The organism is Acinetobacter sp. WU_MDCI_Abxe161 (genome assembly GCF_025514355.1).
Classification (GTDB): domain Bacteria; phylum Pseudomonadota; class Gammaproteobacteria; order Pseudomonadales; family Moraxellaceae; genus Acinetobacter; species Acinetobacter pittii_E.
On sequence record NZ_JAHPTU010000024.1, the window covers coordinates 1 to 12,948 of the forward strand.

Annotated in this window: 10 protein-coding genes; 7 read left to right on the forward strand and 3 right to left on the reverse strand. The window is 38.8% G+C overall.

Annotation, left to right across the window (positions count from 1 at the left end):
• The 3 genes from KTI78_RS17030 to KTI78_RS17040 form a co-directional block, all read right to left on the reverse strand.
• Positions 1–624: aldehyde dehydrogenase family protein (locus KTI78_RS17030; protein ID WP_262446804.1), on the reverse strand; the 624-nt coding region annotated here is incomplete at its 3' end.
• A 16-nt stretch (positions 625–640) separates the two neighbouring features.
• A complete protein-coding gene (locus KTI78_RS17035; protein WP_262446805.1) occupies positions 641–2,428 on the reverse strand; it encodes an IlvD/Edd family dehydratase in 1,788 nt (595 codons plus the stop codon).
• A gap of 87 nt (positions 2,429–2,515) precedes the next feature.
• Entirely contained in the window at positions 2,516–3,691 is a 1,176-nt protein-coding gene (locus tag KTI78_RS17040; protein WP_262446807.1) for a fumarylacetoacetate hydrolase family protein, read from the reverse strand.
• Between the two features lie 111 nt (positions 3,692–3,802).
• On the opposite strand from KTI78_RS17040, the gene KTI78_RS17045 reads away from it, so the two are divergent.
• From KTI78_RS17045 to KTI78_RS17075, 7 genes are all read left to right on the forward strand, one after another.
• Positions 3,803–4,738, forward strand: a complete 936-nt coding sequence (locus KTI78_RS17045) for a LysR family transcriptional regulator (protein ID WP_262446808.1) — start codon at positions 3,803–3,805, stop codon at positions 4,736–4,738.
• A gap of 215 nt (positions 4,739–4,953) precedes the next feature.
• A complete protein-coding gene (gene denD, locus KTI78_RS17050; RefSeq protein ID WP_262446809.1) occupies positions 4,954–5,925 on the forward strand; it encodes a D-erythronate dehydrogenase in 972 nt (323 codons plus the stop codon).
• 33 nt (positions 5,926–5,958) lie between these two features.
• Entirely contained in the window at positions 5,959–7,335 is a 1,377-nt protein-coding gene (locus KTI78_RS17055) for an MFS transporter (protein ID WP_239970018.1), read from the forward strand.
• Complete coding sequence (locus KTI78_RS17060) at positions 7,335–8,207, forward strand: NAD(P)-dependent oxidoreductase (protein WP_262446812.1); 873 nt, start codon at positions 7,335–7,337, stop codon at positions 8,205–8,207. Before KTI78_RS17055 ends, KTI78_RS17060 begins: the two co-directional genes overlap by 1 nt.
• 319 nt (positions 8,208–8,526) lie before the next feature.
• Positions 8,527–9,147 carry a TetR/AcrR family transcriptional regulator gene (locus KTI78_RS17065; protein ID WP_016140946.1) on the forward strand — a complete coding sequence of 207 codons (621 nt, stop codon included), beginning with the start codon at positions 8,527–8,529 and terminating at the stop codon, positions 9,145–9,147.
• 314 nt (positions 9,148–9,461) lie between these two features.
• Positions 9,462–10,856: a hypothetical protein gene (locus KTI78_RS17070; RefSeq protein ID WP_262446813.1), complete on the forward strand. Its 1,395-nt coding sequence runs from the start codon at positions 9,462–9,464 to the stop codon at positions 10,854–10,856.
• A 137-nt stretch (positions 10,857–10,993) separates the two neighbouring features.
• On the forward strand, positions 10,994–12,943 hold the full coding sequence (locus KTI78_RS17075; RefSeq protein WP_262446814.1) for an alkyl/aryl-sulfatase: 1,950 nt from the start codon (positions 10,994–10,996) through the stop codon (positions 12,941–12,943).
• Positions 12,944–12,948 lie beyond the last annotated feature (5 nt).

Here is a 12,948-nt window from a genome sequence, read left to right on the forward strand (position 1 = left end):
ATTTGATTTTTCTACGGCGCGTTCAATTGCCTGAGCTACAAAGTCTGCTGTCGCCATGTGACCACTATGCGCTTTCATTACCACAGAACAACCAGCAGCAAAAGCTGAAGCCGTGTCACCACCTGCGGTTGAGAATGCTAGCGGAAAGTTACTAGCCCCAAAGACTGCCACAGGGCCAACACCAATTTTAATCTGGCGCAAGTCTGGACGAGGTAAAGGCTGACGCTCAGGCAAAGCTGTATCAATACGGGCACCTAAAAATTCACCACGATGCAACACTTTAGCAAACAGGCGCATTTGTCCACTAGTACGGCCACGTTCGCCTTGCAAACGTGCAAGTGGCAAAGCGGTTTCTTGCGAAATAGTCTCTAGAAAATCGGTGCCCAAGGCATCGAGTTCATCGGCAATGTTTTCTAAAAAAGTAGCACGCTGTTCAGGTGAAGTATGACGGTAAGTTTTAAAGGCTTGGCTTGCCGCTTCACAGGCCTGATTAATTTCCTGTTCGGTTGCATGGTGAAACTCATAAGGCAAAGTTTCACCCGTTGTTGCATTCACACTTTTCAATAAAGTTGTACTTTGTGCGCTACGTGAACCGCCAATAAAGTTGTGTCCGATAATGGTCATAACAAATATCCTGAAATTAATGAGAGTGTCTTGGAAGGTTGTCTTGATTTATGACTCGCATATATAAAGTTGCAGGTTCCAAACAACCGCCAGTAGATAATTGACCCACCATGTTGCGATACATTTCTTGCCAAGGTGTCTGAGAGGCAGAGACCGTCGGTTTCCACTCACGGCGGCGTTGTTCTAACTCTTCGTCAGAAATGAGTACGTTGACGGAGCGTTTATTGAGATCAATGCGTAAACGGTCATTGGTCTTTAATAATGCAATTCCACCGCCTACCGCCGCTTCGGGTGACATATTTAAAATAGAAGGGCTGGCAGACGTACCACTTTGGCGGCCATCTCCTAAGCAAGGCAGTGAATCGATGCCTTTTTTAATTAACTCCGCTGGAGGAGCCATATTGACGACTTCTGCGCTGCCCGGATAACCAACAGTGCCAGCACCACGGATGACCAAAATACAATGTTCATCAATGTTTAAAGCAGGATCATTAATCCGTGCATGGTAGTCTTCGGGACCTTCAAAAACGATTGCACGTGCTTCAAAGCTATTTTCACTATTTGGGTCAGATAAATAGGTTTTCTTAAATGCTTCACCGACGACAGACATTTTCATAATGGCGCTGTCAAAGAAATTGCCGCTAAGCACGATAAAACCTGCACCATGTTTCAAGGGTTGTTCATAAGGGAAGATGACATCTGCATTTGAGGTTTTTGCATTTTTAGCAATTTCTCCCATTGTTTTACCGCTGACGGATGCACAGTCTTCGTGTAAAACACCTGCTTTTTGTAATTCGTGCAGAACGGCAGGAACACCACCCGCACGGTGGAAACCTTCACCTAAATACTTACCCGCAGGCATGCAGTTCACAATGAGCGGAATACTTTCCCCAACACGTTGCCAGTCTTCTAAACTCAGCTCAATTCCCATATGACGAGCAATTGCAATGAGGTGAGGAGGGCAATTACTTGATGCCCCTAATGCTGAAGCTACCGCGATGGCATTTTCAAATGATTGTTTGTTCATGATTTTAGAAGGGCGTAAATCTTCTAGCACCATTTCACATATTCTTTTGCCTGTCATATAGGCCATTTGCCCACGTTCACGATACGGCGCTGGAATACTTGCACATGTCGGCAAAGACATGCCCAAAGCTTCTGCTAATGCATTCATAGAAAGTGCAGTGCCCATGGTGTTGCAATGCCCGACCGAAGGCGATGCTGAAGTGGTCATTTCCATGAACCCTTCATAATCAATTTCACCTGTGGCAAGTAAATTTCTTGCATGCCAAAGCACAGTACCAGAACCAATTAACTCACCTTTAAAATGACCATCTAGCATTGGTCCACCAGACAACACAATGGCTGGTATGTCTGTTGTTGCGGCAGCCATTAAACAAGCAGGTGTAGTTTTGTCACAACCTGTGGTTAGCACCACACCATCAAGCGGATAACCATGTAATATTTCAACTAAGCCTATGTAAGCTAAATTTCTATCAAGTGCAGCCGTAGGGCGACGGGTTTGTTCTGCAATTGGGTGAACGGGGAATTCCATGGGAATACCACCCGCATCTCGAATACCTGCTTTAACCCGTTCAGCAAGTTCTTTGTGGTGACGGTTACATGGAGTTAAATCACTGCCAGTTTGTGCAATACCAATAATCGGGCGGCCTGATTGTAGTTCGGCACGGGTCAGGCCATAATTCATATAACGCTCAACATAGAGTGCTGTCATGTCGGCATGTTCAGGATCATCAAACCATTCTTGGCTACGTAAAAAAATCCGTTTATTTTGATCATTCATTTTTTGATCCTTTCACTCATACTTTTTGAAATTTAGTTTATTCACGAGATGAATCTTACAATTCAGCCGATTGATAATACGTGAAAATTATAGTAATTCACGTTGCTTTAAATTACGCATCAAAGCATTTATTCCAAAATTCCACGGCGTTGCTTTGTCGCTGGTCATAACCGTGTTGTATAAAGTACCAAGTTTAGGTGAATGAATACGGACTACATCTCCGACTTTATGGGTAAAGCCAGCCCCAGCTTGCTCACGATCTTGAGTAGGTGCAAACAAAGTTCCCAAAAACAGAACAAAACCGTCTGGATATTGATGATTTTCATTCAGGGTTTGTTGAATTAAATCTTCCGGATCACGGCTAATTTGAGACATAGAACTCACGCCATTGAGCACAAAATTATCTGTACCTTCAATTTTCAGTTCAACATCACAAGCACGAATGTCATTTAAAGTAAAAGTATGATCAAAAAGGCGAATAAACGGTCCGATTGCACAAGATGCATTGTTATCTTTGGCTTTACTCAACAGTAAGGCGCTACGGCCTTCAAAGTCCCGTAAATTCACATCGTTTCCTAAAGTCGCGCCTAAAATTTTACCGTGGCTATTTGCAACCAATACAACTTCTGGTTCCGGATTATTCCATTCAGATTTCGGGTGAATACCAATATTTTGACCAGTTCCCACAGCCGCTAAAACGGGTGCTTTAGTAAAAATTTCAGCGTCAGTACCAATGCCCACCTCAAGATATTGAGACCACATTTTTTGCTCAATTAAATATTCTTTGAGTTGAAGGGCTTTTTCCGAGCCGGGTTCGATTGTTTTTAAATTATCACCGATTACCCCTTGTACCACTTCACGGATCGATTGAGCTTTTTGTGCATCGCCACCAGCTTGTTCTTCAATCACACGCTCTAACATGCTTGCTGCAAAAGTAACACCAGCCGCTTTAATCACTTGTAAATCAATAGGGGCTAAAAAATATGCCTTGTTTGTATCTGGTTCAGCGACTGTATTGGCAAATAACTCATCAATTGACCCAACTAATTTTCCTTCAATTTCAGATAAAGCTTTTAAAGGATCTGAGCTTTCAAGCAACTGGGAAATCGTGTGAAACTTTTCTGAAATATCAAAAACCTGATCACCTTTTAAAAGAATCGGAGATGGACCGGAAATTTGATTTGGAATCCACGCGCGACCAATTAAGCATCCTTGAGTTGCATCGTCTGGTAATGAGTTCTGGGAATTTAACGTAAAGTTCATTTAAAGCATCCTTCTTTTATTTGAAATCATGATATGTTTCTTATTTAATAAACACCAATCGTAATAATTTAATTATTAATAACGAATAGTTATCAAAAAGGATTTTTATAAATGGCGGATTTGACTTATACAAGCCTAAATAATTGGTTGAAATTCAAGCACTTGGTTTTGTTGGAAACTTTGGCACGAACCAATAATATGCATTTGGCAGCCGAGCAGATGAACTTAAGTCAGCCTGCGGTGAGTAAAATGCTAAAAGAAATTGAGAGCCTTCTCGGATTTCAGGTTTTTGAACGTCTGCCTCGCAATATGCCAGTAACAGCTTTGGGCGAGCAGGTGATTCGATATGCGCAGCGTGTTTTAAATGATGCAAAGCATTTTGTCGAAGACATAGAAATTTTACGGTTAGGTGGTTATGGTTTTTTAAAAGTAGGCGGTATCTTTGCCGCAACCGCTGTGGTAATTCCAAACTCAATTATTGAGATTAAGAAACAATGGCCACTACTTTCTATCGATGTTGTTGAGCAAACCAGTGACCATTTAATGGAAATGCTAAGTGAACATACTCTAGATTTAGCCGTAGGTCGTTTTACCGCGGTGACGCAAAGTCAATTTTTTGATTTCCAACCTTTAGGCCCAGAGCCGTTTTGCATAGTGGTAAATAATGCTCATCCATGTGCTCATAAAAAGTTTTGTACATTAGAAGAATTACTAAATTGGCCATGGGTACTTTATCCGAAAGGCACGCCAATTCGAGAACGTATGGAAGGCGCATTTGCCCGAGCAAAAGTCAAGATTCCTTTAAATACGGTCAATACCATGTCGATGCAGACCTTTTTGCAGATCTTAAAAGGTGCACCTATGGTGGGAATGTTGCCCGAAGCGATGGTGATTGATCAGGTAAAAGAGGGGCAATTACAGATTTTAGAAACAGATCTAATTTTAGATGCGCAGGATTATGGAATTTTGACGCGCAAAGATGAACCAGTGTCTGATATTGCAGCAGCATTTATTAATATCTTACTTAAAAATGCAAAACGTAAATAAAATATTCAGCCTCAAACCATAGTCGGGTTTGAGGCTTTAAAATCAAAAAGAAAAACCTGCTTTGTTTAGTAAATTTATAAACATAAAATTGATATTAAAAAGTTATCAATATTTAGAAATTATTCATTGGAAATTATTAAAAGGAGTCCTTATCGTTTAATTCACGACAATTACAAAAGTTTTTAAGTGAATAAAAACTAGGAAAGGACCTCTATATGAATGTGCTAATCACTGGTGGAACAGGTTTTATTGGAAAACAAATCGCTAAAGAGATCTTAAAAACTGGCAGTTTGACTTTAGAGGACAATAAACCTGAGCCCATCGATAAAATTATTCTATTTGATGCATTTGCAGGCGATGATTTGCCGCAAGACCCGAGAATTGAAGTGATTGTCGGTGATATTACCGATAAAACTACAGTTGCTCATATTACAGAAAATATTGATGTCGTTTGGCATTTGGCCGCTGTGGTGAGCTCAGCAGCAGAGGCCGATTTTGATTTAGGTATGGATGTTAATTTGTATGGACTCTTAAATTTATTAGAAGAATTAAGAAAGAAGCAAACTACGCCTCGAGTCATTTTTGCTAGTGGTTGTGCTGTATTTGGTGGTCAATTACCAGAAGTTGTGACAGATGAGACAGTGGTTACACCAAAGTCTTCTTACGGCATGCAAAAAGCGATAGGAGAATTACTTGTTTCAGATTATTCACGTAAAGGCTTTATTGATGGTCGTGTTTTAAGACTACCGACTATTGTGGTTCGTCCCGGTAAACCGAATAAAGCTGCCTCGACATTTTTTAGCTCAATCATCCGTGAACCGTTAAAAGGCGAACCGGCTATTTGCCCCGTACCTTCAGATACTCCAGTTTTTGTTACTTCACCGCGACGTTGTGTTGAATCAATGATTAAAGCAGCGTCACTTTCGTCAGATGTACTTCAAGATAACCGAATTATTCCTCTACCGGGATTAACAGTCACAGTTAAAGAAATGCTTGAGGCACTTGAAAAAGTTGCAGGCAAACAAGCAACTGATTTGGTGCAATGGCAAGAAGACAAAACCATTCAACGTATTGTTAAAAGTTGGCCTGTTCAGGTGAAAGCTGAATATGCCGAATCTTTAGGTTTCCAAGCAGATGAAAATTTTGAAAGCGTGATTCAGGCACATATAGAAGATACCCAAAATTAATGGCAGTGATCGCCACTTAATGTGAGAGTTATTATGGAAGATATCAAAAATGTAACTGCTCTCGAAGAGCAGACAATTAAACGTATTTCAAATCGAATTATCCCGTTTCTCATTATTCTATTCATTATGGCATTTCTAGACAGAACCAATATTGGTTTTGCTGCCCTACACATGAATGATGCACTTGGAATTACTCAAACCATTTTTGGTTTGGGTGCGGGTGTATTTTTTCTTGGTTATTTTATCGCAGAAGTTCCAAGTAATATCTTGCTTCATCGTTTTGGAGCACGAATCTGGATTGCCCGAATTATGATTACTTGGGGCATTATTGCCGGACTTATGGGCTTTATTCATAGCGGCACTCAATTTATCGTTTTACGGTTTTTACTTGGTATTGCAGAAGCGGGTTTCTTTCCGGGCGTTATCTTTTATTTAACCTTGTGGTTTCCTGCAAAATATCGTGCCCGCGTTTTTGCAACGTTTTATCTTGGACTACCAATTGCTCAAATTATTGGAGCGCCAATTTCAGTCGGTCTCATGCAATGGGGCAATACGATTGGCTATGAAGGCTGGCGTTTGATGTATGTGCTAGAAGGAATTCCTTCCATTATTTTAGGATTAATCTGTCTTAAATATTTAACCAATAACCCAAAAGAAGCAGAGTGGTTAACAGCTGAGCAGCGTCAATGGTTAATGACTACATTAGAGCGCGAAGAAAGAGAAAAAGCGCAATCTGCCGATGCTGCTTTAACAAAAGGTGAACTCATTAAACAAGTGTTTAAAAACCCTTTAGTGTGGATTATGGCAGTTGTGTACTTTGGAATTACCTCTGGTTCAAATGCGATGTTCTTCTTCTTACCAAGTGTTTTAGAGTCGTTCCGTAACACATTTGGTATGCAAATTAGCCTTATTCAAAATGGCTTACTTACCGCAATTCCATATGCATTTGCAGCTGTTGGTATGGTTTTATGGAGCCGCCGTTCTGACCGTAAACAAGAGCGTTACAAACACGGTGCTTGTGCTGCACTTATGGCGGCTTTCGCAATTGCGATTGCACTGATTGTAAATCAGCCTTGGGCAATTATTGTAGGCTTTATTCTGCTTGCGATTGGCGTATTTAGTGCGATTAATATTTTCTGGACCATTCCTGGACAAACTCTAACGGGTGTGGGGGCCGCAGCCGGAATCGGATTGATTAACTCGGTAGGTAATTTAAGTGGTTTTACTGGCCCATATTTAACTGGATATTTATACACGACCACAGGAACTTACACAGTCGCATTCCTTGCTATTGCCGGCTTTGTAGCGATGGGCGGCTTAGGACTATTGCTATTAGCAAAGTTAAAATCGAATAGCTTAAAAGTAGAACAACAGCAACTTAAAGTTCGAACAGCTGCGGAGATGAAATAATGGCGACCATCGGGTTTGTGGGTACAGGCATTATGGGTATGCCGATGGCTATGAATTTACTCAAGGCAGGTCATCAAGTTAAGGTCTGGAATAGAACTTCCTCTAAAGCAGATAGCTTAAAAGAGGCAGGTGCCCATGTTTGCTCTGACCTTGAACAAGTTGGAAAAGATGTAGAGTTTCTGATTTGTATGCTTAGCGACGGAAAAACCTGTGATGAAATTCTGTTTAAAGAACACGGTGCAGTTTCAGAGCTAAAACCTGAAAGCACGGTTATTGTCATGAGTTCGATACCGGTTGAAGTTGCAAAAGCACAAAATGAAAAGTGTAAACAAAGAGGACTTAGATACTTAGATGCTCCTGTGTCCGGTGGAGAAAAAGGTGCTCAAAATGCAAGTCTTGCTATTATGGTAGGTGGTGAAGCTAAAACATTTTCACAAGCTGAAACTATTTTAAGTGCAATGGGCCGACCAATTTTAGTGGGCGGGGCTGGCTGTGGAATGCTTGCAAAACTTGTAAATCAAATGATTGTAGCCACCACCATTGCAACAGTAAGCGAAGGTTTATTGCTTGCCAGTAAAGCTGGCGCCGATCCTATTAAGCTAAAACAGGCACTCACGGGAGGCTTTGCCGACTCCCCAATTTTACAGCAGCATGGTGAGCGTATGCTAAATCGAGATTTTAAACCGGGAGGCACTGCTCGAAACCAGCATAAAGATATTCATACGGCCGTTAACTATGCCAAATCGCTTGAGCTGAATTTACCTATTGCCCAACAGGTCAGTCAATTATTTGAAAATATGCTTGTTGCCGGAGATGGTGAGTTAGACCATTCTGGTTTAATTTGTGAACTTGAGCGAATGAATCATATTTAATCATGTTTTAAATATCTTAATAGGTAATTGATTGATGCAGCAGAACTATTGCTGCATCAATCACTACAGCTTTACAACAAATTAGGATGCTAAAAGTAAGCTGACAAACCCAAATCCTTCCAATAAAAAACTTGCTATTTAATCTATATGGATTATTATTTTTCTTTTAAAGATGAACGCTGTTAAACAAAATAATTAGAAGTTTTTGAATTCATCTTTGATTGTTTGACTTACTTATAAGGCCAATATATTAAATTTTGGTTTATTTGTTATGTCTATGCCCTTAAGGAATTTAATTTTAACTGAATTGTGGAATCTAATGAGTAAACAGCAGACTAAAGAAAAATTGATAGAAGCAGCAATCATTCTCTTTTCACAAAATAATATTGAAACGCTATCAGTGCAAAAAATTAATGAGACCGCAGGCGTAGCAAACAAGTCGGCACTTTATTACCACTTTAAGTCTAAATGGGGCTTAGTAGAAGCGGCCTTAGATCATGTTATGCAGCCATATATGGCTGACAGCCTTGAATTACTAAATGCTATTCCTTCAGATAACGTACAGGTTTCTGATGTGGTAGATGCGTTAATGAAGCCAATGGTAAAAATACTTTTACAGGATAACGGAATTCATTACTTAAAGTTTTTCTCTAAGACCATTAGTGCCGGAGATGAAGGACGAGTTATTGTTGCGAAAACCTTAGTACCGATTGCAAATAAAGCTGTAGCTTTATTAAAACAGGCTTTACCTGATGCTGATTCTAATGCGATTTCACTTAAAGTTCTTTTTACTTTTAATATCATTTTAAATGTGATTAGTGATATTGGGCTTGAGCATTTTTGGCCAACAGATGTTAAGGACCATAGATTATTAGGAAAATATTTAAAAGACTATATTGAAGGGGGAATTCGTTTTAAAGCTGAACATTTTTATAAATAAAGAAAGAAGTTTGTCTAATTTCACAAAGATAATTTTAGAGGGTCTCATTTAACATTTTTAGAGTATCTGCATATTCACTATGCCTTAAAATAATATTTTTTATTACTTATCCTTTTGATATTGAAAATAATTTTATTGACTTAATAGAAGGAAATAATTTTCTTGATTGGTGATAAAAATAGCTTGATATTTAATCTATTTGGATTATTATTTTAATCTAAATGGATTAGATCTTAAAATTTAAGGTTCAAAATATAACAAGGGAAACCAAAGGATGAAGTTTTTATAATTTGGTCAAAATGGAAAAAAGAATTATGGAAAAGATTAATCGATTAAAGATTGCAATATTATTGACTGTTGTTGGTTCAGTGAGTTTAAGTGCATGTAATGACAGCGATGATTCCACTCAGGTAAATAATCCAACCACCCCAGAAACTGAGTTAACAGATTGCATGTGGCAAGATTCTGTGACAAGTAAACAGCATACGGGTGAAGATCCTTTAAACTATGCTTTTCCCGATTCTAACGTGACATATTGGTCATCAGAATTTATTGTACCTGAAGGTGCAAAAGTGATGATTGATGGTGATTATCCTTATTCAAGACACTTTTCATTGGTGAGCTATACTGCTAAAGGTGAGCGGGTTAACTCATTATTAGACGCTACTATTTTGCCTAACCAAGGTTCAGTTAACCCGTTTGTAGTCGGCAATAACCGTCTAGGTAAAAACCGCGCTTACTCAGTGCAATTACAATTGGGAGACCTACCAAATAGTCCTTTAAGTAATACTTTGTATGCGCCTAAAACAGCAGACGGTAAAGTTGCTATTTTGTACCGTGTCTATGTACCTAACAAAAATATGGATATTAAAGGTAATGTAAGTTTTCCGCGTTTTAAAGTACAACTGGCAAACGGTGACATTAAGAAAGGGCAAGACGTTTGTAATATTTTACAGGTAAAAAAAGCACCGATTGACCGTATATCAACAATGCCATTAAAAGTTACTTTGGATGCTTTTAACCAAAACAGATATGAGGGTTTTCCTGCACAACAAGAGCCAAAATGGTACAAAGCCTTTAGTGCTTTAGATAGTTTCAAATGTATTTATAAATTTGATCCGATTACCAAGCAGCCGATCGATAAATGTGAAGGTTTAACGGTAACACCTAAACTTGGTTATTGGGCGACTCCGGATAATGAATATGTCTATGCTGCGGTAAGCCGTAAACTAGGTAAAGTCATAGAACTTCGAGGTAAACTTCCAAACACAGAGAAAACATTTAATAACGATCCATTTGTTCAAAAAACTGATGTCCGTTATTGGTCAATTTGTACTAACGAAGTGATTACCACTGCAACAAATTATTGTCTTTATGATGAAAATATTCAAAAAGTAGATAAAGACGGTTTCTATACCATTGTTGCATCTTTACCAGAAGATCGACCAGCAAATGCCCGAGAAGAGTGTGGCGTGTATTTTCTTGAGCTAAGCCCGCGTGGTTCAGGCTATACAGCCGAAGATGGTAAAGCTTTTGGTCACACAGACTTTGGCTTATTTATTATGCGTAATTTATTACCGAATAATGATTTTGCTTACGCCGTTCAAAAAGTGAAAGCACCAGGCGAAGAAAAAGCAGTCATGGGCGACTATTTACCAGATATTCATTACACCTCGAAAGACGCTTTTGAAACAAAAGGATGTTCTTAAAATCTAGGTTCAAACTAAACCAATTTTTTGATGAAAGATTGGTTTTTTGTTAGTTCAATAAGAAAGTTTAATTCAATAAAAATGTCTCCCCAATATGATGGGATACAACGTATAGAGAACATAAATAAGGAAATTTTATGAAACTTAACGTACTCACTACTTCATTGTTATGCGCTTTATCTTTCAATACATTTGCAGCAACTAAAGTAGAAAAAGCAGTTATTGATTCAAATGCTTCTTATAGTAGTAAATATAATCTCCAAAATGCTGATGAGTTTAATAACGCCGCAAGAGGTTTTATTGCTAAACCCAGTGGGCAAATAAAGAATGAGCAAGGAGATGTAATTTGGGATTTTGATGCATTTAATTTTATTAAAGATCAGGCCCCTGATACTGTAAATCCGAGCCTTTGGCGGCAGGCTAAATTAAATAATAATGTGGGTTTGTTTAAAGTTGCAGACCGTGTTTGGCAAGTTCGCGGTTTTGATCTGGCAAACATGACCATTATTCAGGGGAAGAGCGGCTGGATTATTGTTGACACTTTAACGTCAAAAGAAACTGCCGAAGCTGCTATTAAATTTGCAAGGCAGCATCTAGGTGACCAAAAAATCTCAGCGATTATTTTCACACATAGCCATGTTGACCATTTTGGGGGAGCGCTAGGTGTTATCTCTACCGAAGAATTAAAGCAAAAGAAAATATCGATTATTGCACCCGAAGGCTTTATGGAAGAAGCGACCAGCGAGAATATTATGGCTGGCCCAGCAATGACTCGGCGAGCAACCTATATGTATGGAACATATTTGCCTAAAAATACCGAAGGTTTAGTAGATAATGGTTTAGGTAAGGCTGTAGCAGTCGGCCAAATCGGGATTTTAGAACCCAATCAGTTAATTACCCAGAAAGAACAAAAAATGAATATTGATGGGTTAGATTTCGTATTTTATAACGTTCCGAGTTCTGAAGCACCTTCAGAATTAACCTTCTCAATTCCCTCAATGAAACTGTATAACGGTGCAGAGATCCTTTCTCATACTTTGCATAATCTCTACACATTACGAGGTGCTAAAGTCCGTGATACGCTAAAATGGGTCAGTTATTTAAGCCAAGCTTTAGAGCAAACTCAAAATTCAGAGGTTTTTATTGCTCAGCATCATTGGCCTGTTTGGGGTAATCAAAATATTCAAGATTTTATTAAAACACAAAGAGATGTCTATAAATTCATTCACGACCAAACAGTTCGTTATATGAATTCTGGTTTAAATGGTGCTGAAATTGCAGAAAAAATTAAACTGCCGCCAGAGTTAGATCAAAAGCTATATGCGCACGGCTATTATGGCACCTTAAAACATAATGCGAAGGCTGTATATCAATATTATATGGGCTGGTTTGACGCCAATCCTTCAAATTTAGACCCATTACCGCCTAAAGATGCAGCAAAGAAATATATTGAACTGGCAGGAGGAGAGGCGAATGCCTTGAAAAATGCTCAAGACGCCTATAACAAAGCTGAATATAGATGGGCAGCAGAAGTTTTAAAGTATGTGGTATTTAATAATCCAGCAAATTCTCAAGCAAAAGATTTATTAGCAAAAACCTATCGACAATTAGGTTATTCAGCAGAAGCGGCAACTTGGCGTAATTTCTATTTATCAGGTGCTCAAGAATTACAAGGCTTTACTCCACTTAAGAGTACGTCTGGTCGTTTAGGTTTACTGATTCATACGCCTACTGAAAGATTTCTTGAGGCGATGGCAACCAATCTAGATGTCGAAAATTTAAAAAATGAAAATCAATGTATGAACTTGGTCCTGACCGATACACAAGAAAATTTTTCATTGCGGATTGAAAACTCCGTAATGCTCTTTGATAAATATGAAAATGATCGCTTACCAACAAACTGCCCAACGTTAAAGCTGACTAAACTTTTATATTTGCAGTTAATTACAGGTGGGGCCGATGCTTCAAAAGTCTTAGTTTCTAAAGACAGTGAAGTAAAAGGAAACCCATTAAAAATTGGTAAGTTCTTCTCTTTATTTAAAAAGTCTAACAATGGTTTTCCAATTGTGACTCGACCAGAGAGTTGAAAATA